Origin of the sequence: Aeromonas sp. FDAARGOS 1409, from assembly GCF_019048705.1 — a bacterium.
GTDB lineage: Bacteria > Pseudomonadota > Gammaproteobacteria > Enterobacterales > Aeromonadaceae > Aeromonas > Aeromonas sanarellii.
The window spans coordinates 994226-1017071 of the sequence record NZ_CP077395.1 but is presented as its reverse complement, the minus strand read 5'-3'; the positions used below and the strand labels follow the sequence as shown (position 1 = coordinate 1017071).

Sequence of the window (22846 nt, the reverse complement as noted above, 5' to 3'; positions counted from 1 at the left end):
CACGAGGGTATGCTTTTGTGTCCCGCGATGTAAATCGCACAATTCGCAACACTGTCTTGCAGCATCCTGGTGCAACGAGACCGGAGAGCGGCCATTGGCCCGGGACGACACAGTGGGAGAAACCATGACCAAGACCAAAGTGCTGCTCTCCTGGAGCAGCGGCAAGGACAGCGCCTGGGCGCTGCACAGATTGCGGCAGGATCCGGCCATCGAGGTGGTGGGCCTGTTCACCACCCTCAATCAGGCATTCGAGCGGGTCGCCATGCACGGGGTGCGCAAGAGTTTGCTGGCGCGGCAGGCCCAGTGCGTGGGATTGCCGCTGATGACCATCGACCTGCCCTGGCCCTGCAGCAACGAGGAGTACGGCCGCACCATGACCGGCTTCATCGGGGAGGTGATGGCCCGGGGGATCCGCCATATGGCGTTTGGCGATCTCTTCCTCGAGGACGTGCGCGCCTACCGGGAGCGCCAGCTCGCGGGAACCGGCATCACGCCGCTGTTCCCGCTCTGGGGCAGCGACACGACCGAGCTGGCGCAGCAGATGATGGCCGCCGGGCTCAGGGCCAGGGTCTGCACCCTCGATCCCAAGACGCTGGACATGAGCCTGGGGGGACACGAGTTCGATGAGGCCCTGCTGGCGGCCCTGCCCGCCGGGGTCGACCCCTGCGGCGAAAACGGCGAGTTCCACACCCTGGCCTGGGACGGCCCCATGTTCCAGCGGCCCCTGGCCATCCGGGTGGGGGAGACTGTGCTGAGGGACGGCTTCGTCTTCACCGATCTGCTGGCGGACGAGATCGCCTGAGGCGGGCCGCCAGCGCCCAGAGAAAGGGCCGGATCCTCGGGGATCCGGCCCTGTCGTTGCCGCGTGTCAGCGGGCGGTGAAGGTGTCGCAGCTGGCGGGTCTGCCGCTGTCAAAGCCGCGTTTGAACCAGGCGAGGCGCTGGGCCGAGGTGCCGTGGGTGAAGCTGTCGGGCACTACCCGGCCCTGACCCTGCTGCTGCAACCTGTCGTCGCCGATGGCCTGGGCGGCGTTGAGCGCCTCTTCCAGATCGCCGCGCTCCAGCACCTGCTCTCTTTCCATGTAGTGGCCCCAGACCCCGGCGAAGCAGTCCGCCTGCAGTTCGAGCCTGACCGACAACCGGTTCTGGGCCACCTGGCTCAGCCCCTGCTGTTGCTGGCGCACCCTGGTGGAGATGCCGAGCAGGTGCTGCACATGGTGACCCACCTCGTGGGCGACCACATAGCCCTGGGCGAAGTCACCGTCGGCCCCCAGCTTGTCGCGCATGTCCTGATAGAAGGAGAGATCGATGTAGACGGAGCCGTCCGCCGGGCAGTAGAAGGGCCCCATCACCGACTGGCCCTGGCCGCACCCGGTGCGGGTCGCCCCGCGATAGAGCACCAGCTTGGGGGCCTGATAGTGGTTGCCGCTTTGCTGGAAGATCTCGCCCCAGGCATCCTCCGTGGAGGCGAGCATCACCGAGGTGAAGCGGGCGAGGGGGTCGCTGGCGGCCTGGGACGGGTTCTGACGCTGGGGCTGGCTCTGCGGGGCCGGTTCGTCGAGCAGGGGGCTCAGGTCAACGCCGTAGTAACCCGCGACCATGACCACGACCAGCAGGACGAGGCGCCCCTTGCCGCCGATGGGCAGGCCGCCGCCCCCGCCCTGCTGGCGCCTGTCTTCCACGTTGTTGCTCTCACGGCGATCTTGCCAGCGCATATCCCCATACTCCCGTCATCTTTGGTGGCAGTAATGATAATGGCGGGTCCCGCGCCTTGCCTAACCTGGGGCCTTATTCGGCCCAGGGCATCTCGGGCAGGCTGTCGAGAAACTCGCCGTAGCGGGCGAGGTTGAAGGGGCCCTGATCGGCCTCCATGGCCATGAGTTCGGCGCCCAGGGCGCAGGCGATGTATTGCAGCGCCTCTTCCCTCGGGGTGCCCTTCATCACCAGCCGCATCAGGGTGGCTTTCACCTGCAGGGGATGGCCGTCGGCGAGCTGGTTTTCCACCATCTCCAGCAGCGTCGCTTCATCAAAAAATTCGGTGGTGTCCGTCATGGTGGTGTCCTGTCTGTTGCATGGGGTTGTCATGGGGTGGGCAGTATAGCCGGGACGCCTGCCGTCGGGGCAGAAATGTCTGCCCGGATCTTGCCAAGATCGGGCGACGGGGGCAGTCTGGGTGACCCGTTTTTGTCAACAGAGCCCCTGTCATGATCCTCTCCGAGCGCCTGGAACTGCGCGAACTGACCACTGCCGATGCCCCCTTCATTCTCGAACTGCTCAACGACGGCGACTTCCACCGCTGGATCGGCGATCGCGGGGTGCGTACCCGGGACGATGCCGAGAACTACATCCAGCAGGGGCCGGCGGTCAGCTATGCCCGCCACGGTCACGGCCTCTATCTGGTGGCCAGGCGCAGCGACGGGGCCAGGCTCGGCATCTGCGGTCTCATCAAGCGCGACACCCTGCCGTGCGAGGACATCGGCTACGCCTTCCTGCCGGCCTGGCGCGGACAGGGCTATGCCCTGGAGGCGGCGCGGGCGGCGCTGAAGGATGGTCGCGAGCGGCTCGGCATCGAGCGGGTGGTGGCCATCGTCACCCCGGGCAACGAGCGCTCGGTCCGGCTACTGGCCAAGCTGGGGCTGAGTCAGGGCAAGCGGGTCAGGCTGGGGGAGAGCGAGGAGGAGTGCCTGCTGCTGGAGGCGCCGGATAAGGCGCCCTGCCGGGTCTAGGTCTGGGCAAGGGAGGCCGCCGTGAGCTGCGGCCTGTCTGCATCGGACACTGCCGTCAGGCAGGGTCAGTTGAGCTCTTCGATGGAAAACTCGCCGGCGATGCCATCGCAGGAGATGGCGAAGCCGCCGCTGAAGCGGGTGCTGAACTGGATCAGAAACGCATCATCGTCGTGTTCTTGCACGGGCAGGTTGATGGGCTTGCTGCGACGCAGGGGTTTGCGGATTTGTACGTGTTTCATCATGGTATTTCTCTATATAAATTAAGTGTTTGCTCCTTGTGTTGGCAAATGTCAGGTCGATGGGCGCGGTCAGCGTTCTGGCTGACGGGCGCGCAGGAATACCCAGCCCGGATAAGGGGCGTCTGCACTTTCAAGGAAGGCGCCAAGACCTATGCGACATGCATAGACCAATGGATGGGCAGATCGGGTCTGCACCGTGAGAGCCGGGCAACGCAGGCAGACAGCCTGAACGGTTCTCAAGGCGAGTAAATCAGAGGGAGCTTATGTAGGTACTGGCAGGATTCATCGTGAGGTGAAGCATTGCGAACATAATCAGGGCTGATTGACTAGCCGGCGCGCATTCTCTCTTCAAAATGCATAAAAAGCAAACACTCATTGTGCTGCCATCCGGCATTCCCTCATTTTTCACTGTCGTGGTGACGAAAGAAGGGCTCCAGAGGGAGCCCTTTGTGCCTTGTCTGTCAGGGGATGCGGGCGACTCAGGCGTCGCCGCAGGCCCTCTTGGCGGCGGTGATCATGGGGGTGATGGTCATGCCCTGTACCACGATGGAGAACATCACCACCGAGTAGGTCATCACCAGGATCACTTCCCGCAGGTCGACGCCGTGCTCCGGCAGCACCATGACGCCGGAGGGCAGCGCCAGGGCCATGGCCATGGCCAGGCCGCCGCGCAGGCCGCCCCAGGTCAGGATGCGCACCGAGAAGGTGTTGTAGCTGCGATAGCGGCGGAAGGCCACGTAGGGCAGGGAGACGCTGACGAAGCGGGCGGCCAGGCAGAGCGGCACCGCGATGACCAGCAGGATCCAGTCTTGCCAGGCGAGATCCAGCAGCACCAGGGCCAGGCCGATCAGCAGGAACAGCAGGGCGTTGAGGAACTGGTCCATCAACTCCCAGAAGTGATCCAGGTGGTGGCTGCTCTGCTCGGAGAAGCCGCTGTGGCGGGTCCAGTTGCCGATCATGATGCCGGTCACCACCATGGCCAGGGCGCCGGAGACGCCGATCATGTTGGCGAAGGCGAAGCCCGCGGTGGGGATGCAGAGGGTCAGCAGCAGCTCCAGGGAGCCGTCGTCGGTGGCGCTGATCATCACGTGGGCGATGAGGCCCAGCACGGCACCGAACAGGATGCCGCCGAGGGCCTCGTGCAGGAACAGGCCGGCCACGCTGGTGAAGGTGGGCTCGACACCGCCAAAGGCCACGGCAAACACGGTGGCGAAGATCACCAGGCCGACCCCGTCGTTGAACAGGGATTCCCCCTCGATCTGGATGGCGATCTGGGGTGGCGCCTTCATCTTCTTGACGATGGCCAGCACGGCGATGGGGTCGGTGGGGGAGATCAGGGCACCGAACAGCATGCAGTAGACCAGCGGCAGCTCCCAGCCCAGCAGCCTGGCGATGAACCAGAAGCCGTAGCCGATGATGAAGGTGGAGAGCAGGGTCGCCACTATGGAGAGAATGGTGATCTCCCACTTCTGGCTGCGCAACGCCTTGAGGTTGATGCCGAGGCCACCGGCGAACAGCAGGAAGCCCAGGATCCCCTTCAGCAGGAAGTTCTGGAAGTCGATGCTCTCCATGGTCTCGACGGCCAGAGGTTCCAGGTTGAACCATCCCAACTTACCAAACAGCACCATCAGGGCGGAGATCAGCATGGATCCCGCGGTGATGGCGATGGTGGTCTGGATCTTCACAACATACTGGTTGGCAAAGGCGATGAAGATCGCCAGGGCTGCCAGGAAGCAGAGTGTGTAGTAGACGCTCATAGTTATTTTTTCTCTTTAGTAAACAGCAAGCACGTATCCCTATTGAGGACGGGCATAGGGTACTCCCGGGCTAGTGCCCGCTCATTACCTATTTATGGTTATATTTAATCGCCGATACGGACAGATAGACGGCTAGATTTCCATTTAATTTGATTGCTGCTAGGATGGGCATCACGCAGTTGCATGGATGTAAGGGGTACGAGCGGTGTCGAGCAGAGAGTCGAACAAGAAAGCGGATGTCACAACCAGGCTGGAAGCCTGTCTCAGGGAGCGGATCCTGATCATCGACGGGGCCATGGGCACCATGATCCAGGGCTACAAGCTCGGCGAGTCGGACTATAGAGGCGAGCGGTTTGCGAACTGGCATACCGACATCAAGGGCAACAACGACCTGTTGGTGCTGAGCCGTCCCGCCGTCATTCGCGAGATCCACGACCAGTACTGCGCCGCCGGCGCCGACATCCTCGAGACCAACACCTTCAACGCCACCCGCATCGCCATGGCCGACTACGAGATGGAAGCGCTCTCGGCCGAGATCAACCGGGAGGCAGCCCGCCTGGCCCGCGCCGTGGCGGACGAGTGGACGGCCAAGGATCCGGCGAAACCGCGCTTTGTTGCAGGGGTGCTGGGCCCCACCAACCGCACAGCCTCCATCTCGCCGGACGTGAACGATCCGGGCAAGCGCAACGTCACCTATGACGAGCTGGTGGCCGCCTACACCGAATCGACCCATGCCCTCATTGAGGGGGGGGCCGACCTCATCCTGATCGAGACCATCTTCGATACCCTCAACGCCAAGGCGGCCGCCTTCGCGGTGGACCTGGTGTTCGAGGAGCTGGGCTACAGCCTGCCGGTGATGATCTCCGGCACCATCACGGACGCCTCCGGTCGCACCCTCTCGGGCCAGACCACGGAAGCCTTCTACCATTCCCTTCGCCACGTGAAGCCCATCTCCTTCGGCCTCAACTGTGCGCTCGGCCCGGACGAGCTGCGCCAGTACGTGGAGGAGCTCTCCCGCATCAGCGAGACCCATGTCAGCGCCCACCCCAACGCCGGCCTGCCCAATGCCTTCGGCGAGTACGATCTCGACGCGGTCGAGATGGCGGAGCATATCCGCGAGTGGGCCCAGAGCGGCTTCCTCAACCTGGTGGGGGGCTGCTGCGGTACCACCCCGACCCACATCCGCGCCATGGCGGACGCCGTCGCCGGCATCAAGCCCCGCGCCCTGCCGGATCTGCCGGTGGCCTGTCGCCTGTCGGGCCTGGAACCCCTCATCATCACCTCCGAATCCATGTTCGTGAACGTGGGGGAACGGACCAACGTCACCGGCTCGGCCAAGTTCAAGCGCTTGATAAAAGAAGGGCTCTACGACGAGGCGCTGGACGTGGCCAAGCAGCAGGTGGAGAACGGCGCCCAGATCATCGACATCAACATGGACGAGGGGATGCTGGACGCCGAGGCGGCCATGGTGCGCTTCCTGAACCTCATCGCCGGGGAACCGGACATCGCCCGGGTGCCTGTGATGATCGACTCCTCCAAGTGGGAGGTGCTGGAGGCGGGCCTCAAGTGCGTGCAGGGCAAGCCCGTGGTCAACTCCATCTCCATGAAGGAGGGGGAGGAGAAGTTCATCGAGCAGGCGAAACTGCTGCGCCGCTACGGCGCCGCCGTCATCGTGATGGCGTTCGACGAGGTGGGCCAGGCCGATACCCGGGCCCGCAAGTTCGAGATCTGCCAGCGCGCCTACCGGATCCTGGTGGACCGCGTCGGCTTCCCGCCGGAAGACATCATCTTCGACCCCAACATCTTCGCGGTGGCGACCGGCATCGACGAGCACAACAACTACGCGGTGGACTTTATCGAGGCGGTCGGCGACATAAAACGCAACCTGCCCCACGCCATGATCTCCGGCGGCGTCTCCAACGTCTCCTTCTCCTTCCGTGGCAACGAGCCGGTGCGCGAGGCCATCCACGCCGTCTTCCTCTACCACGCCATCAGGAACGGCATGGACATGGGGATAGTCAACGCGGGCCAGCTCGCCATCTACGAGGACATCCCTGCCGAGCTGAAGGAGAAGGTCGAGGCTGTGGTGCTGAACCTCAATCCCGACGCCACCGAGGCGCTGCTGGCCATCGCCGAGAAGTATCGCGGCGCGGGGGCCCAGGCCGAGGATCCGCGGGATCAGGAGTGGCGCGGCTGGCCGGTGGGCAAGCGGCTCGAACACGCCCTGGTCAAGGGGATCACCGACTTCATCGAGGAGGATACCGAGGAGGCGCGCGCCCAGGCCGAGAAGCCGCTGCACGTCATCGAGGGGCCGCTGATGGACGGCATGAACGTGGTGGGCGATCTGTTCGGCGCCGGCAAGATGTTCCTGCCCCAGGTGGTGAAGTCGGCCCGGGTGATGAAGCGGGCGGTGGCCTACCTGCAGCCCTACATAGAGGCGGAGAAGTCCGGCGGCTCCAGCAACGGCAAAATCGTGCTGGCCACCGTCAAGGGCGACGTGCACGACATCGGCAAGAACATCGTCGGGGTGGTGCTGCAGTGCAACAACTTCGAGATCGTGGATCTCGGGGTCATGGTCTCCTGCGAGACCATCCTCAAGACGGCGCGGGAAGTGGGGGCCGACATCATAGGCCTGTCGGGCCTTATCACCCCGTCGCTGGACGAGATGGTGCACGTGGCGAAGGAGATGGAGCGTCAGGGTTTCAAGCTGCCCCTGCTCATCGGCGGTGCCACCACCTCCAAGGCCCACACCGCGGTGAAGATAGAGCTGAACTACTCCGAGCCCGTGGTCTATGTCTCCAACGCCTCCCGCGCCGTGGGGGTGGCCCAGAGCCTGCTGAGCCCCGAGCTCAAGCCCGCCTTCGTCGCCCGCATCGACAAGGAGTACGAGATTGCCCGGGATCAGCATGCCCGCAAGCAGCCGCGCTCCAAGCCGGTCTCCCTGGCCCATGCCCGTGCCAACCGCCACCAGCTGGACTGGGTGGGTTATGAGCCCCCGGCGCCCCGGGAGCCCGGCGTGCAGACCTTCGAGAACGTGCCCATCTCGGTGCTGCGCCCCTACATCGACTGGACGCCGTTCTTCCTCAGCTGGGAGCTGGCGGGCAAGTTCCCCCGCATTCTGGAGGATGAAGTCGTGGGGGAGGAGGCGACGCGCCTCTACGCCGACGCCAACGCCATGCTGGATCGGCTGGAGAAGGATCGGAGCGTGCGCTGCGCCGGCATCATCGGCCTGTTCCCGGCCAATGCCGTGGGGGACAGCATCGAGGTCTACACCGACGAGACCCGCACCCAGGTGCGCAAGGTGCTGCACCACCTGCGCCAGCAGAGCGAGAAGCAGGGCTTCCCCAACTACTGTCTGGCAGACTATGTGGCCCCGAAGGAGAGCGGCAAGCCCGACTGGATTGGCGCCTTCGCGGTGACCGGTGGCATCGGCGAGGAGGCCATCGCCAAGGCCTACAAGGCGGACCACGACGACTACAACGCCATCCTGATCCAGGCTGTGTGCGACCGCCTGGCCGAGGCCTTTGCCGAATACCTGCACGAGCAGGTGCGCAAAGTGCACTGGGGCTATGCCCCGGACGAGGCGCTCTCCAACGAGGAGCTGATCCGCGAGAACTATCGGGGCATCCGTCCGGCGCCGGGTTACCCGGCCTGCCCCGAGCACACCGAGAAGGGGAGCATCTGGGAGCTGCTGGACGTGGAGCAGGCCATCGGCATGCAGCTCACCGAGTCCTACGCCATGTGGCCGGGGGCGGCGGTGTCGGGCTGGTACTTCTCCCACCCCGAGAGCAAATACTTCGCCGTGGCCCAGATCCAGCCGGACCAGGTGGAAGACTATGCCCAGCGCAAGGGCATGACCCTGGCAGAAGCCGAGCGCTGGCTGGGGCCGAACCTGCACTGAGGCGTGGCAACCGGGTCAATCCAGATTGATCTTTGACGAACAACGGCGGCATCCTGTGCTGGGGGACAGACCAGTCTGGTGCCGCCGTGTGACATCTGGATGACAACGGGATGGCATAGCGGAGTTCTGCGTGGTTTGCCTTGTTGTCAGGATAAACAATTGGCGTTGTCTTGGCGCTGTGGCACTTTATACTCTCCCGCCCCATCCTGCCCAGGCACAGCCTTCTAGCGGAATCGCCATGAATATTGCCATCTTATCCCGCGAGCCCAACAACTACTCCACCCGCCGCCTGGTCGAAGTGGCCCGGGCCCGTGGGCACCAGGTCGAGGTGCTCGACACCCTGCGCTGCTACATGAACATCGCCTCCCACAATCCCTCTATCCACTACGAAGGACGGGAACTGGAGAGCTATGACGCCGTGATCCCGCGCATCGGGGCCAGCATCACCTTCTACGGCACCGCCGTGCTGCGCCAGTTCGAGATGATGAACACCATGGCCCTCAACAGTTCGGTGGCCATCTCCCGCTCCCGGGACAAGCTGCGCGCCATGCAGCTGCTCTCCCGTCACGGCATAGGCCTGCCCATCACCGGCTATGCCCACAGTACCCACGACGTGCCCGACCTCATCACCATGGTGGGCGGGGCGCCCCTGGTGGTGAAGCTGCTGGAGGGGACCCAGGGGATAGGGGTGGTGCTGTGCGAGACCCAGAAGGCCGCCGAGAGCGTGATCGAGGCCTTCATCCAGACCAACAACAACATCCTGGTGCAGGAGTATATCCGCGAGGCGAACGGCGCCGACATCCGCTGCCTGGTGGTCAACGGCAAGGTGGTGGCCGCCATGCGTCGTCAGGCCCAGCCGGGGGAGTTTCGCTCCAACCTGCACCGGGGCGGCGAGGCCTCGGCCATCAAGATCACCCCGGAGGAGCGGGCGACCGCGGTGCAGGCCGCCAAGATCATGGGGCTGGACGTGGCCGGGGTGGACATACTGCGCAGCGCCCGCGGCCCCCTGGTGCTGGAGGTGAACTCCTCCCCCGGCCTGCAGGGGGTGGAGACCGCCTCCGGCAAGGACGTAGCGGGCAAGATCATCGAGTATCTGGAGCTCAAGGCGAGTCGCAAGCACAAGCCGGCGGAATGAGTCCCAAACGAGTGTCAGACAGATAAAACAGGGCGCCCTCGGGCGCCTTGTCGTTATCCGGCTGGTGGGCAGCGGGCCTGCCGGGGAGTGTTGTTGTCTCCCCTTGCGGGAGAAGGGGCGGGGAGGAGGGGCTATGCCGCCCCGGGGTCGCCGGCGATCATCGCCAGCCGGGCGCTGAAAACGCCGTCCTCCAGCCGGGTCTCTATCTGCCAGCCCAGCTTCTCGCAGATGCGCTGGATGATGGTGAGGCCGCAGCCGTAGCCCAGGATCTGATCCGGTGCGGCTGTCGTGGGGTTGCTGATGGTGAGCACCCGTTCGTGCAGTGCGATCTCGATATGGCCCTCGGCGTAGCTCAGAGCGTTTTTCAAGAGGTTGCCGAGCGCAATGGCGAGCAGGGAGAGGGGGGCCTCTACCTCGCTCTCCTCGTCCAGTTGCAGGCGAATGTCCAGCGCCTCCCGTTGCAGCAGGGGGGCGAGGCGGGTCAGCTCCTGGCGAATGAGAGGGGCCACCTGCTGGGGCGTACGCTCCACGGCCTCCTTGCGCCCCAGCAGCAGGAAGGTCTCGGTGAGCAGGGCCATCTCGTCGGCGGCGGCGCGGATGCGAGCGGTGGCGCGGGCCGCCGGGGCGGGCAGGTCCGCCACCTTGCCTAGGAGGGCGGCGGAGCCCTGGATCACCATGTTGGGGGTGCGCAGCTCGTGGCTCGCGAAGCGGCTGAACTCCTGTTCGCGGGCGAACACGGCGGCCACCTCGTGCTTGCCCGCCAGCAGCGCCAGCTCGATGTCACGCAGTTCCTGCCAGGGGGCATCCGGCACGAAGTCCCCCTGATCCGGTGTGAGGTGGGCGACGCGCTGGCGCAGCCTGTCCAGGGGGCGGGTGATGTGGCGCACCAGCCAGATGCCGAAGGCGAGGCTCCCCAGCAGCAGGGCCAGGCCGATCAACCGGGTGACCAGATGCAGCTTGTCTTCGTAGGGGTCCAGATAGTCGTCGGCGTCGTCGTTGAACACCAGATAGAGCAGCCCCTGACCCGAGGGGTGGGCGCGTACCAGGAAGTGCTTGTCCTCCTCGCCCAGCTGGTGTTCGAAGAAGCCGGGGCTCCGGTAGGTCTTGAGCCAGGCCGGCAGGCGGCCCGCCTCGGTCCAGTAGCTGGAGAACTGGCGCGGGCTGGGGGCGGGGGCCCCAGGTCCCAGGCGCAGCCAGTCGTCGCCGTAGCGGGTCGCCTCGGCCTCCAGCCAGTGGCGCAGGCTCAGCTCCTCCATCTTGTCCTCGGCCACCACCATCAGCAGGCTCAGGATCATCAGCAGCAGCAGGCCGGCCCCCCCCAGCGCCAGCACCAGCCGTCGGCGCAGGCTCGGCAGGCCCGGGGCCTGCTGGTCTGGCGGTGGCGGGGCTCTCATGGTTTCACCAGCCGGTAGCCCTGGCCGTGCAGGGTCTCCAGCATGGGGGCGGGGAAAGGCTTGTCGAGGGCGTTGCGCAGGGCATAGATGTGACTGCGCAGGGCGTCGGAGTCGGGCTCCTCGTCCCCCCAGACGGTGTCGAGCACCTCCTGACGCGTCACCAGCTGGGGGGCGCGCCTCACCAGCAGGCTGAGGATCTGGAACGGGATCTTGCCGAGTTTGAGCTCCACCCCGGCGCGGGTGGCGCGACCGGCGGCGGTGTCCACCGTCAGGTCGCCGAAGCTGAGGGCGCCCATGTCACCTCGGGGGCCGCGCAGGCCCAGGGCCTGCAGCCGCACCTCCAGCTCCTCCATGGCGAAGGGCTTGACCAGGTAGTCGTCCCCTCCCGCCTTGAAGCCTGCCAGCTTGTCCTCCAGGCTGTCGCGGGCGGTGAGAAAGATCACCGGGGTCGAGATGCCGTCCGAGCGCAGCCGCTCCACGGTGCGCAGGCCGTCCAGGCGCGGCATCATGACATCCATGATGATGACGTCGAAGCGCTGCTCGGCGAGCAGTTGCAGGGCGGCCTGACCGTGATAGGCGCAATCCACCCTGTGCCCGGCCAGCTCCAGATAGTCCATGATGGTCTCCGCCACCTGGGGACTGTCTTCCACCACCAGTATTTTCATGCTTTGATCTCCTGGTTCTGGCCGGCATTTCACGGCCATTTCACACCGGATGCGTCATCCTGTGTGCCAGTGTAACCCCGAGGATCCCCGATGAAGAAGTCTCTCCGCGCCTTCTGGTTATTGATTCTATTGCCTTTTGGTCTGGCGCAGGCGGCCGAGTTCAAGCTCACGGGCCGCACCAGCTGGCAGCTTGGCCAGTTGATGGTCAACGGCATTCCCTTCGTGATCGACGAGCGCACCCGCTTCAAGGACGGGCTGGATGAGGACGATCTCGGCGGGACCTGGGTCGATCTGGAAGGGGTGGTGCAGGAGACGGCGCAGGGGGCGCGGCGGCTCGTTCGCGAGGTGGAGCCGCTGGAAGAGGAGGACGAGATGGAGCTGGAGGGGCCGGTGGAGGGGGGCCGCATCTGGGGCTATGTCACCTCGGATGGGAGTCTGGATCCGTTCGAGGGGCGCTGGCTGGAGCTGGAGTGCAGGTTTGACGGCATGCGCCTGAGCCAGTGCCGGGAGGATGACTGAGCCGGTCGCGGGAGACCGGAAAAATGGCCCGTCCAGGCCCATAGTTAAACCTCATCCCCTGACCCTGGACCGCCAGCCATGACCAGAACCGCACTCTGCCTGCTGCTGTTGCCCTTCTGCACCCTCGCCGACGACGCCGAGCTCTGGCTGGTGGAGCTGGAGCACAACGACGGGGTGCGCCTGCAATTCCAGGGGGCCGAGCTGGAGCTCGGCAGTGCCGAGCTGCACGGTGTGACCCTGCCCGACGGGCTCGTGCCCGGCATGCGCCTCGCGATCCAGAGCCGTTACGGCGTGGCCGAGCAGATCCGGGTGCTCGACGGGGCGCCGGATCCGGCGCTCGGGGCCAACTGGCGGCGAGCGGAGGATCGACTGCTCGCCCACTCGGGACAGGCATTGCTGCTACAGGATCTCGGCGTGCTGGTGTTTGATGCCGACACTCGCTGGATCAACGGCTCTGCCGCCGATCTGCAACCGGGACGCCGCCTGGTGCTGAGCCGGGATGAGGAGGGCCGCCTCACCGAGATCCTGATCCCCAATCCGGAAGATGATCCGAACGAACCCTGAGTCAGCCGCGCCCACAGGTCTGACTTGTTAAAACCTTGTACTTTAAAATTCCCCCCCTATACTGGCGCCATCTTGTCGGAGTGCTGACCGTCGAACGACGCTAAGCTGAGACCGTTAATTCGGGATCCGTGGAACCTGATCAGGTTAAGACCTGCGAAGGGAAACAAGGGTAACTTGCGGGTTACCGCGCCGGGGAAGGAGCACCTTCCCGCCAGCCAGACGCAGACCGCCTCTGGCTGGCACAGGCGCACAGAGGGGGAGGCTGTCCCGTCCGGTTGTCCATAGGGCGCCGGGTTTCCAGACTAGGGAAACACCGGGACGGCAGGGCAGGGAAGATCCATGCCCGGCTCACTCCCCCGAGCACACCCCGCCGCAAGTTCATCTTCTCCTCGAACTCCAGACAAGCAAACACCCATAACTTCAACCAGTTAATGTGAGTTTTGCTATGTCTACCAATGTCTCTGATACCGCCAAATCCAGCCGCCGCGAGCAGCGCTCCAGCGCTCAGGCCTTTATCGACAGCCTCAAGGGGATGGCTCACCCCAACTCCCGCCGCATCTTTATCCAGGGTTCTCGCCCCGACATCCGGGTGCCACTGCGTGAAATCCAGCTGGCCGACACCTTCGTCGGCGGCACCAAGGAAGCTCCCCAGTTCGAGCCCAACGAGCCGGTGCCGGTCTACGACACTTCTGGCCGTTACGGGGAGGAGGGGGTCGCCATCGACGTGCGCCGCGGCCTGCCGCGCCTGTGCGAAGCCTGGGTGCTGGAGCGGGATGATACCGACGAACTGCCGGGTCTCAGCTCCACCTTCACTCAGGAGCGTCTGGCGGACGAGGGGCTCGACCACCTACGCTTCGAACACCTGCCCAAACCGCGCCGCGCCAAGCCGGGCCGCCGGGTCACCCAACTGCACTATGCCCGCCAAGGCATCGTCACCCCCGAGATGGAATTTATCGCCATCCGCGAGAACATGGGCCGCGAGCGGGTGCGCTCCGAGCTCCTGCGCACTCAGCATCCGGGCCAGGGTTTTGGCGCCAGACTGCCCCAGAACATCACCCCCGAGTTCGTGCGCGATGAGGTGGCCGCCGGTCGCGCCATCATCCCCAGCAACATCAACCACCCGGAAGCGGAGCCCATGATCATCGGCCGCAATTTCCTGGTGAAGATCAACGCCAACATCGGCAACTCGGCGGTCACTTCCAGCATCGAAGAGGAAGTGGAGAAGCTGGTCTGGTCCACCCGCTGGGGCGCCGACACCGTGATGGATCTCTCCACCGGCCGCTACATCCACGAGACCCGCGAGTGGATCCTGCGCAACAGCCCGGTGCCCATCGGCACCGTGCCCATCTATCAGGCGCTGGAGAAGACCAACGGCATCGCCGAAGACCTCACCTGGGAGCTGTTCCGTGACACCCTGCTGGAGCAGGCCGAGCAGGGGGTGGACTACTTCACCATCCACGCCGGCGTCTTGCTGCGCTTCGTGCCCATGACTGCCAAGCGCCTCACCGGCATCGTCTCCCGTGGTGGCAGCATCATGGCCAAGTGGTGCCTTTCCCATCACAAGGAGAACTTCCTCTACGAGCACTTCCGCGAGATCTGCGAGATCTGCGCCGCCTACGACGTCAGTCTGTCGCTGGGTGACGGTCTGCGTCCGGGCTCCGTCTACGACGCCAACGACGAGGCCCAGTTCGCCGAGCTGCGCACCCTGGGCGAGCTCACCAGGATCGCCTGGGAATACGACGTGCAGGTGATGATCGAGGGCCCCGGCCACGTGCCCATGCACATGATCGAGCGCAACATGACCGAGCAGCTGGAGCACTGCCACGAGGCGCCCTTCTATACCCTGGGCCCGCTCACCACCGACATTGCCCCGGGGTACGATCACTTCACCTCCGGCATCGGTGCCGCGCTCATCGGCTGGTACGGCTGCGCCATGCTCTGCTACGTGACTCCCAAGGAACACCTGGGCCTGCCCAACAAGGAAGACGTGAAGCAGGGGCTCATCACCTACAAGATCGCCGCCCACGCCGCGGATCTGGCCAAAGGCCACCCGGGCGCCCAGATCCGCGACAACGCCATGTCCAAGGCGCGCTTCGAGTTTCGCTGGGAGGATCAGTTCAACCTGGCCCTGGATCCCGACACCGCCCGCGCCTACCACGACGAGACCCTGCCCCAGGAGTCCGGCAAGGTGGCCCACTTCTGCTCCATGTGCGGGCCCAAGTTCTGCTCCATGAAGATCACCCAGGACGTGCGCGACTACGCGGCGAAACTGGAAGCCGTGGAGATCAAGATGGTCGGCATGGACGGTCAGCAGGAGCGGGTGGTGGCTGAGGTGGAGAGCGGCATCGCCCACAAGGAGCCGGAGACCTTCAAGCAGGCCGACGTTGAGAGCGGCATGGCCCGCATGGCTGAAACTTTCAAGGAGACCGGCGGCGAGATCTACCATCAGGCTGCGACCCTGAAGCAGGCCGCAGGGGAGGAGGCGTGAGCAGCGAGCGCGGGGCTGTCAGCCCCGCCGACCTGTCCGCCGTGACGGCGGCCCCTCGCCCCGTGGTCTGGACCATCGCCGGGTCCGACTCCGGCGGCGGGGCCGGCATTCAGGCCGACCTGCACACGATGCACGATCTGGGCGTGCACGGCTGCTCCGTCATCTCCGCCATCACGGCCCAGAACTCGGTGGCGGTGAAGATGGTCGACCCCGTGCTGATGCAGACCTTCACCGCCCAGATCGACGCCCTGGGGCTGGATCTGCCACCCACCGCCATCAAGGTAGGCCTGCTGCCGACCCGGCTGCACGTGGAGGTGCTGGCCCGCCGGCTGGGCACCATCGAGGCTCCCTTCGTGGTCTACGACCCGGTGGCCATCGCCAGCACCGGCACCCCCATGGCCGAGCCCGGCATGCTGGCGGCGGTGCGCGAGCACCTGCTGCCGCGCCTCTCCTTGATCACCCCCAACGGTCCGGAACTGGAAGCCCTGACCGGCATTCCGGCGACCAGCCCGGCGCTGGTGCGGGCGGGGGCGGTGCGGCTGCGGGAACTCGGCGCCCGCGCCGTGCTGGTGAAGGGCGGCCACCTCGGCTGGAGCGGGGATCACTGCCTCGACTACTACCAGGACGAGACCCGCGAATTCTGGCTGGCCGCGCCGCGCCTCGATACCCGCCACGGCCACGGCACCGGCTGCTGCTACGCCAGCGCCATCGCCGCCGTGGTGGCGCAGGATTACCCGGTGGAGGACGCCATCACCCTGGCGCGGGCCTACCTGCAACAGGGCTTGGCGGCGGCGCAGGGGGTGGGGGCGGGCCCCGGCCCCATCGCCCATCTCGGCTGGCCTTCAGATCTTGCCCACTTCCCCCGTGCCGTGCTGGCGGGCTCAACCCTGGAGCGTCGCTTCGGACTTTATGGGCAAAGCAGCGCCCGCCTGCCGCAGGGCCCCTTTGCGCCGACCGAACACAACCTCGGCCTCTATCCGGTAGTGGACTCGGTCAAGTGGCTCAAGCGCCTGCTGGGTGCCGGGGTCAAAACCATCCAGCTGCGTATCAAGGACCTGCCCGCCGCCCAGGTGGCGCCGGCCATTCGTGATGCGGTCGCGCTCGGTCGCCGCCATGGGGCGCGGCTCTTTATCAACGACTACTGGCAGCAAGCCATCGAGGCGGGCGCCTGGGGCGTGCATCTGGGGCAGGAGGATATGGAGACCGCCGATCTCGCCGCCATTCAGGCGGCGGGGCTGCGTCTTGGCATTTCCACCCACGGCTACTTCGAGCTGATGCGGGCCCGCGAGCTTGCCCCCTCCTATATCGCGCTGGGCCATATCTTCCCGACCAACACCAAGGCGATGCCTTCGCGCCCCCAGGGGCTGGCGCGGCTGCACCGCTACCGCACCCTGATGGCGCAGTGGCCCACGGTGGCCATCGGTGGCATCAGCGAGGAGCGGGTGGCGGCGGTCAAGGGGAGCGGGGTCGGCAGCATTGCGCTGGTCTCGGCCATCACGGCGAGCGATGACTGGCTGGGCGCGACCGAGCGGCTGCTCGCTGCCGTGGGGGCGGGGGATGAGCCGTGCTCGGCCAGCGTGATACGGGAGGCAGAACATGCGCTCTGATGCCGCTTCTCTTAGTGACAAAGAGTATCTGCGATACGGCCGCCAGCTGATGCTGGCGGAAGTGGGGGAAGCCGGTCAGGCGCGGCTGAAAGATAAGTCCGTGCTGATCGTGGGCTTGGGCGGGCTCGGCTCGCCGCTCGCCCTCTATCTGGCGGGGGCCGGGGTGGGCACTTTGTGGCTGGCCGATGGCGATACGGTGGACTCCAGCAATCTGCCGCGCCAGATCCTGTTCGATAGCGAGGCGGTCAACCACTCCAAGGCGGAGCTGGCCCGCGAGCGCTTGTCCGCCCACAACCCGCTGGTGGAGCTGATTGCCATCAATCAGCGACTCGATGCCGCCAGCCTGCCGGAGTTTGTGACCGAGGTGGATCTGGTGATCGACTGCTGCGACAACCTCGCCACCCGCCACGCCATCAACGCCGCCTGCGTGGCCCAGGGCAAGCCCTGGGTCTGTGCCGCCGCAGTGGGCTGGCAGGGGCAGCTGATGGTGCGCACCAGCAGCGATCACGCCTGCTACGCCTGCCTCTATCCGCTGGATACCAAGGTGAGTCAGAGCTGCGAGACCAGCGGTGTCACCGGCCCGCTGGTGGGGGTGATGGGCTCTTTGCAGGCGCTGGAGGCACTGAAACTGCTGCTCGGGATGCCGAGCCCGGTCGCTGGCACATTGCGCCGCTTCGATGCGCTAACCCATCAGTGGCAGACCCTCACCTTGGCCCCCGATCCCGATTGCCCGGTTTGCGGGCAGCGCCGATGCCCGACACACGATAAGGAAATCACCCCATGACCTTGACCATTCGACTCAACGATAAAGCCCAGCCGCTGGCGGCTGGGCAGAGCGTGGCCGACCTGCTGGCCGCCCAGGGTATCAATCCCCAGGGGGTAGCGGTGGCCCTTAACGGCGCCGTGCTGCCCCGTGGCCGCTGGGCCGAGACCCGTCTCAATGACGGGGACGAACTTCACATCTTCACCGCCATTGCGGGAGGCTGACCCATGATGCTCGCAGTCCCATCTTCGAGCGCCCTGCCTTGCGGCGGGGCCTCATCTCTTCTTATCGCAGTGGCCGGAGGCTGATATGCTCAAGATTGCCGATCACACCTTCTCCTCGCGCCTCTTCACCGGCACCGGCAAGTTTGCCCGCCCGGATCTGATGGCCGCCGCCATCGAGGCGAGCGGTTCCCAGCTCGTCACCATGGCCATCAAGCGCCTCGAACCCGGCAAGGCCCACGACGATATCCTGAGCCCGCTTTTGAAACTCGGGGTCAAGCTGCTGCCCAACACCTCGGGCGCCAAGACCGCCGCCGAGGCGGTGTTTGCCGCCCACCTGGCCCGTGAGGCGCTGGGAACGTACTGGCTGAAGCTCGAGATCCACCCCGATCCGCGCTATCTGCTGCCCGATCCCATCGAGACGCTGAAAGCCGCCGAGCAACTGGTGAAAGAGGGCTTTGTGGTGCTGCCCTACTGCGGCGCCGACCCTGTGCTCTGCAAACGGCTGGAAGAGGTGGGCTGCGCCGCCGTGATGCCGCTCGGCGCCCCCATCGGCTCGAACCAGGGTCTGGTGACCCGGGAGTTTCTCTCCATCATCGTCGAGCAGGCCAATGTGCCCGTGGTGGTGGATGCGGGGATCGGTGCGCCAAGCCACGCGGCGGCGGCCTTCGAGCTCGGCGCCGACGCCGTGCTGGTCAACACTGCCATCGCCGTCAGCGGTGACCCGGTCGCCATGGGCCGCGCCTTTGCGCTCGCCTGCACTGCTGGTCGCAGCGCCTATGAGGCGGGTCTCGGCGCCCGCGCCCTGCAGGCGCAGGCCTCCAGCCCGCTCACCGACTTTCTGGGGGCGTTATGAGTCAGCATGCCAATGACCCCACCCCGACCCTCCCCTTGCCAGGGGAGGGAGTGTTGACTCCGCCCTCTTGTGAAGTAGGAGACCGGGGGGGCGGATTAACACCTCCCCCTTGTGAAGGGGGAGGCCGGGAGGGGGTTGAGAGAAAGTCGGAGAGTTTTCTCGATAGATGGCGCGAACTGGAGTGGGACGATATCGGCATGCAGATCCGCGCCAAGACCGCCACCGATGTAGCGCGAGCCCTGAGCGCACCCCGCCGCACCCTGGCCGATTTTATGGCACTGATCTCGCCGGCCGCCGAGGCCTGGTTGCCGCAGATGGCGGCCGAGGCCGAGCGGCTGACCCGCCAGCGTTTTGGCAACACCATCGGCTTCTATGTGCCGCTCTATCTGTCGAATCTGTGCGCCAACGACTGCACCTACTGTGGCTTCTCCATGAGCAACCGCCTCAAGCGCAAGACATTGAATGCAGAGGAGATAGAGCGCGAGTGCCTCGCCATCAAGGCGCGTGGCTTCGACAGCGTGCTGCTGGTGACCGGCGAGCACGAGCACAAGGTGGGGCTCGCCTATTTTCGCGAGGTGATGCCCATCATCCGCCGCCACTTCAGCACGGTGGGGATGGAGGTGCAGCCCCTCTCGCAAGCAGAATACGCCGAGCTCAAGACCCTCGGCCTCGATTCGGTCATGGTCTATCAGGAGACCTACCACGCCCCCACCTACGCCCGCCACCACCTGCGCGGCAACAAGCGGGACATCGCATGGCGCCTCGCCACGCCGGATCGGCTGGGCCGCGCCGGTATCGACAAGATAGGGCTGGGGGCGCTCATCGGTCTCTCCTCGGACTGGCGCGCCGACAGTTACTTTGTCGCCGAGCATCTGAGCTGGCTTGAGCGCCACCACTGGCAGAGCCGCTACTCGCTCTCCTTCCCGCGCCTGCGCCCCTGCACCGGTGGGCTGGAGCCTGCCGTGGTCATGTCGGATCGCCAGCTGGCGCAGCTTATCTGCGCCTGGCGCCTCTTCTCGCCGACCCTGGACTTGTCCCTCTCCACTCGCGAGTCCGCCACCTTTCGCAACGGCGCGGTGCGCCTCGGCATCACCCAGATGTCGGCCGAGTCGCGCACCCAGCCGGGGGGCTATGCCGAAGGGGATGCAGAGGAGCTGGAGCAGTTCGCCATTCACGACGACAGGCCGGTAGGAGAGGTGGCCGCCGCCGTGCGGCAGGCGGGGTTGCAGCCGGTGTTTAAGGACTGGGAACCCTTCCTGGGCCGATAGGGGCGGCCAGGCCCCGCTTTACCGGGTGGCGCCCGGCATAATGATTGGGCGCTGTTCGGCCACACACCTTGCTGGTGGCGACTCTTTGGCCCCCTCCCCTGCGAAGGGGAGGGCTGGGGAGGGGTCTTGATGCGGCATTTCATTGCCATCGTAGGGTCGATTAGCCGTCAGGCGTAATCGTCCGTTCCGAGGCATGGTGTTGGCGGCAGGAGCCGTTGTGTGGTGGCACGGCCTTGCCGTGCAGGACGCGAGGCCGCTGGCCTCGAAGGGTTTTCGCCCGCCCTTCGGGCTTGAGCGAGTAACTTTTCTTTGCGTGGCCAAAGAAAAGTCACCAATCGAGCGGCCACCCCCGCTTATTCGCCCGACTTCGTCGGGTTCCTTCACCTCACCCGCTTGTCCGACGGCACGCGCCGACGGGCCTTTGGCCTTCGCCATCCATGGCTTCGGCCAAAGCCCGCTTCGAACATCCCTGTTCTCGCGCCAAATCGGGTCGAGCTGCGCTCTCCCTCTCCCGATCTGGCCCCTGTGCCGGCGGCGTCTGCGCCATCATCCCTGATGGCGCTCCTGACCTTGCCCCTTCCCCTTGGCTGATTGGAGGGGGGAACCAAAACCGTGCCCACCATAACCTCAGGGGGGCGTCGTAGGGTGCAATAAGCGGAGCGCATTGCACCGCTTTTGTGGCAAGAGGTGCAATTCACGTTGTTCATTGCACCCTACGTTTTGCTTCGTTTGAACCACATTTAACAGCATGGTTGATTGTGAGGTCGGCAATACATGGCGAATTACAAACGGGCATGGCAACCGGGAGGAACCTGGTTTTTTACGGTCGTGCTGGGTGAGCGTCAGAACAACCATCTACTGGTCGAGCGGATCGATCTGCTGAGGTCAGTTGTCAGGGAGGTGCAAGAGAATCATCCATTCCGGATCCACGGCTGGGTTGTCTTGCCCGAGCATCTACATGCACTGTTGGAGTTGCCGGAAGGGGATACCAATTTTCCGTTGCGCTGGCGTCAAATCAAAAGCAAGTTTTCACGAGCAATACCCAATTCAGAGGCTCGCTCAGAGTCTCGTTGGCAGCGTGGCGAGCGGGGTATTTGGCAGCGACGTTATTGGGAGCATCTGATCCGCGATCAGGAAGATTTCAATCATCATCTCGATTACATCCATATCAATCCCGTCAAACATGGGCTGGTAACTGCCCCGAAAGATTGGCCATATTCCACCTTCCATCGTTGGGTGCAGCAGGGCAGGTATCCATTATCATGGGGAGATAGCTCCATACCAGAATATGAAATGCCACACGACGATAAATAATCGGCATTAACGTGGTTAACGTAGGGTGCAATAAGCGGAGCACATTGCACCGCTTTCGTGAGGATAGAGGTGCAATTCACTTCGTTCATTGCACCCTACGGTATTACGGTACAGGTCAATGACTGCGTCACCTCAATAGCTTCGTGTGCTGCTCGGACAAACTCGCCGGCATCGCCCGGCTCGAAGGGATGGATCACGATCTGGGCATTGGCAAGGGGCGGGAAGGCCATCAGCGCTCCTGCTTTTTGAGAAAGTAACTCACATGCCCCGGCGGCATATCGGGCAGCTGGCCAAAGACCTCGTAACCCTGCTTCTGGTAGAAGGGGAGGGCCTGAAAACTGGTGGTTTCCAGATGGTAGTTGGTGATGCCCTTGCTTTGGGCGTACTGCTCCATGGCGCCGAGCAGGCGGCCGCCCCAGCCATCGCGGCGGATGCTTTCGTCGATCCAGAGCCAGTCGACGTGCAGCCAGCCCCACTTGATGTCGGCGATGATGCCGCCGTGTACCTTGCCCTCTTCATCCTTGATAAAGCTGGCGATCCGCTCGCGCAGATGGGTGCCGGCGTGACCCTTGTTGTAGCCCGAGAGACCAATGCGCAGCGCTTCGATCTCATCGTCCCGAGGCGGTTGGGGTGGGGTTAATTGCATAGTGCTTCCTGCTTGATGGTGGTTGTCTCTAACGGGTTGCCGCTTCCAGCGCGGCTATCTCGCCGCCGCTGATAAGCGGCAGGTTGCGGCTGATCTGCTCTACCGGCCAGTCCCACCAGGCGATGGCGTTGAGACGGGCGATGGTGTCATCGTCGAAGCGGTAGCGGATCACCTTGGCGGGGTTGCCGCCGACCACGGCATAGGCGGGTACGTCACCGGTGACCACGGATCGGGCGGCGATGATGGCGCCGTTGCCGACTTTTACCCCCGGCATGATCAGGGCGTCATAGCCAATCCAGACGTCGTTGCCGATCACGGTATCGCCCTTGTAGGGGAGGCTGCCCGGGGCGGGGGCGGAGCTCTCCCAACCATTGCCGAAGATGAAGAAGGGGTAGGTGGAGAAGCCGGAGGTCTGGTGGTTGGCGCCATTCATGATGAACTTGACCCCGCGGGCGATGGCGCAGAACTTGCCGATGATGAGCTTGTCGCCGATGAAGGGGAAGTGGTAGAGGACGTTGCGCTCGAAGCCCGCCGAATCCTCCGGGTCGTCGTAATAGGTGTAGTCACCCACCTCGATATTGGGCCCCTTGATGGTGTTCTTGATAAAGCACACCTGGGGGAAGCCGTTCATGGGGTGGGGATTGGCGGGATCGGGTCCGTGCATGGGGGGCTCCTCTGGGGTCTGGGCTCAGGCTACCCTAACGGAATCGGGTGGAGCCTTGCCACCCTTTTGTGCCCTCCGCTTCGCCAGTCTCTGTCGCCCCCTGACCATGTGCGCATCGAC

General features: G+C 64.9%; 21 protein-coding genes, 1 pseudogene and 1 riboswitch. Of the genes and pseudogenes, 13 read left to right on the top strand and 9 right to left on the bottom strand.

Annotation, left to right across the window (positions count from 1 at the left end; all coding sequences use genetic code 11):
- Window positions 1-124 precede the first annotated feature (124 nt).
- Window positions 125-802, top strand: coding sequence for an ATP-binding domain-containing protein (locus I6L39_RS04840; RefSeq protein WP_042077951.1), 678 nt, complete (start codon window positions 125-127; stop codon window positions 800-802).
- A gap of 66 nt (window positions 803-868) precedes the next feature.
- On the opposite strand, the gene I6L39_RS04835 is transcribed toward I6L39_RS04840, so the two are convergent.
- Both I6L39_RS04835 and I6L39_RS04830 read right to left on the bottom strand, forming a co-directional pair.
- Entirely contained in the window at window positions 869-1714 is an 846-nt protein-coding gene (locus I6L39_RS04835) for a neutral zinc metallopeptidase (protein WP_042077948.1), read from the bottom strand.
- Window positions 1715-1787: 73 nt separating this feature from the next.
- On the bottom strand, window positions 1788-2051 hold the full coding sequence (locus tag I6L39_RS04830; RefSeq protein WP_042077947.1) for a hypothetical protein: 264 nt from the start codon (window positions 2049-2051) through the stop codon (window positions 1788-1790).
- A gap of 152 nt (window positions 2052-2203) precedes the next feature.
- Between I6L39_RS04830 and I6L39_RS04825 the strand changes: the two genes are divergently transcribed.
- Window positions 2204-2725 (top strand): GNAT family N-acetyltransferase, encoded by a 522-nt coding sequence (locus I6L39_RS04825; RefSeq protein WP_209793766.1) that lies wholly within the window; start codon window positions 2204-2206, stop codon window positions 2723-2725.
- Window positions 2726-2790: 65 nt separating this feature from the next.
- Here I6L39_RS04825 and I6L39_RS04820 read toward each other — a convergent pair whose 3' ends face one another.
- Window positions 2791-2967 carry a hypothetical protein gene (locus tag I6L39_RS04820; protein WP_010672653.1) on the bottom strand — a complete coding sequence of 59 codons (177 nt, stop codon included), beginning with the start codon at window positions 2965-2967 and terminating at the stop codon, window positions 2791-2793.
- Window positions 2968-3443: 476 nt separating this feature from the next.
- Window positions 3444-4721: a sodium:proton antiporter gene (locus tag I6L39_RS04815; RefSeq protein WP_042077943.1), complete on the bottom strand. Its 1278-nt coding sequence runs from the start codon at window positions 4719-4721 to the stop codon at window positions 3444-3446.
- Window positions 4722-4926: 205 nt separating this feature from the next.
- Here I6L39_RS04815 and metH point away from each other — a divergent pair, with 205 nt between their 5' ends.
- Together metH and rimK are read left to right on the top strand one after the other, a co-directional pair.
- Window positions 4927-8622: a methionine synthase gene (gene metH / locus I6L39_RS04810; protein WP_216991195.1), complete on the top strand. Its 3696-nt coding sequence runs from the start codon at window positions 4927-4929 to the stop codon at window positions 8620-8622.
- Between the two features lie 238 nt (window positions 8623-8860).
- Window positions 8861-9757 carry a 30S ribosomal protein S6--L-glutamate ligase gene (rimK, locus tag I6L39_RS04805; RefSeq protein WP_216991194.1) on the top strand — a complete coding sequence of 299 codons (897 nt, stop codon included), beginning with the start codon at window positions 8861-8863 and terminating at the stop codon, window positions 9755-9757.
- A gap of 131 nt (window positions 9758-9888) precedes the next feature.
- Here the strand turns inward: rimK and I6L39_RS04800 are convergent, their stop codons facing one another.
- Both I6L39_RS04800 and I6L39_RS04795 read right to left on the bottom strand, forming a co-directional pair.
- A complete protein-coding gene (locus I6L39_RS04800) occupies window positions 9889-11151 on the bottom strand; it encodes a HAMP domain-containing sensor histidine kinase (protein WP_216991193.1) in 1263 nt (420 codons plus the stop codon).
- On the bottom strand, window positions 11148-11816 hold the full coding sequence (locus I6L39_RS04795; protein WP_216991192.1) for a response regulator transcription factor: 669 nt from the start codon (window positions 11814-11816) through the stop codon (window positions 11148-11150). Before I6L39_RS04795 ends, I6L39_RS04800 begins: the two co-directional genes overlap by 4 nt.
- Window positions 11817-11906: 90 nt before the next feature.
- Here I6L39_RS04795 and I6L39_RS04790 point away from each other — a divergent pair, with 90 nt between their 5' ends.
- The 9 genes from I6L39_RS04790 (at window position 11907) to I6L39_RS04750 (ending at window position 21416) form a co-directional block, all read left to right on the top strand.
- Window positions 11907-12335 (top strand): hypothetical protein, encoded by a 429-nt coding sequence (locus I6L39_RS04790; protein ID WP_216991191.1) that lies wholly within the window; start codon window positions 11907-11909, stop codon window positions 12333-12335.
- A 78-nt stretch (window positions 12336-12413) separates the two neighbouring features.
- Window positions 12414-12899, top strand: a complete 486-nt coding sequence (locus I6L39_RS04785) for a hypothetical protein (protein WP_216991190.1) — start codon at window positions 12414-12416, stop codon at window positions 12897-12899.
- 66 nt (window positions 12900-12965) lie between these two features.
- Window positions 12966-13079, top strand: a riboswitch (TPP riboswitch).
- A 265-nt stretch (window positions 13080-13344) separates the two neighbouring features.
- A complete protein-coding gene (gene thiC, locus I6L39_RS04780; protein WP_216991189.1) occupies window positions 13345-15387 on the top strand; it encodes a phosphomethylpyrimidine synthase ThiC in 2043 nt (680 codons plus the stop codon).
- A complete protein-coding gene (thiE, locus tag I6L39_RS04775) occupies window positions 15384-16994 on the top strand; it encodes a thiamine phosphate synthase (protein ID WP_216991188.1) in 1611 nt (536 codons plus the stop codon). The genes thiC and thiE overlap by 4 nt, the downstream gene beginning before the upstream one ends.
- A complete protein-coding gene (locus I6L39_RS04770) occupies window positions 16984-17778 on the top strand; it encodes a HesA/MoeB/ThiF family protein (protein ID WP_216991187.1) in 795 nt (264 codons plus the stop codon). The genes thiE and I6L39_RS04770 overlap by 11 nt, the downstream gene beginning before the upstream one ends.
- A complete protein-coding gene (thiS, locus tag I6L39_RS04765; protein ID WP_216991186.1) occupies window positions 17775-17981 on the top strand; it encodes a sulfur carrier protein ThiS in 207 nt (68 codons plus the stop codon). Before I6L39_RS04770 ends, thiS begins: the two co-directional genes overlap by 4 nt.
- An 85-nt stretch (window positions 17982-18066) precedes the next feature.
- Window positions 18067-18834 (top strand): thiazole synthase, encoded by a 768-nt coding sequence (locus I6L39_RS04760; RefSeq protein WP_216991185.1) that lies wholly within the window; start codon window positions 18067-18069, stop codon window positions 18832-18834.
- A 197-nt stretch (window positions 18835-19031) separates the two neighbouring features.
- The gene (gene thiH / locus I6L39_RS04755; protein WP_254203736.1) at window positions 19032-20102 is read left to right on the top strand and encodes a 2-iminoacetate synthase ThiH; all 1071 of its coding nucleotides are present in this window, start codon (window positions 19032-19034) and stop codon (window positions 20100-20102) included.
- A 774-nt stretch (window positions 20103-20876) separates the two neighbouring features.
- Window positions 20877-21416 carry a transposase gene (locus tag I6L39_RS04750; protein ID WP_084202883.1) on the top strand — a complete coding sequence of 180 codons (540 nt, stop codon included), beginning with the start codon at window positions 20877-20879 and terminating at the stop codon, window positions 21414-21416.
- Between the two features lie 131 nt (window positions 21417-21547).
- Here the strand turns inward: I6L39_RS04750 and I6L39_RS20235 are convergent.
- The 3 genes and pseudogenes from I6L39_RS20235 to I6L39_RS04740 form a co-directional block, all read right to left on the bottom strand.
- Window positions 21548-21646, bottom strand: a pseudogene (locus tag I6L39_RS20235) (GNAT family N-acetyltransferase); the annotation flags it as partial.
- Window positions 21646-22062, bottom strand: a complete 417-nt coding sequence (locus I6L39_RS04745) for a GNAT family N-acetyltransferase (protein WP_216991183.1) — start codon at window positions 22060-22062, stop codon at window positions 21646-21648. The gene I6L39_RS04745 and the pseudogene I6L39_RS20235, both read right to left, overlap by 1 nt.
- Window positions 22063-22090: 28 nt before the next feature.
- On the bottom strand, window positions 22091-22726 hold the full coding sequence (locus tag I6L39_RS04740; RefSeq protein ID WP_216991182.1) for a Vat family streptogramin A O-acetyltransferase: 636 nt from the start codon (window positions 22724-22726) through the stop codon (window positions 22091-22093).
- Between the last annotated feature and the right edge of the window lie 120 nt (window positions 22727-22846).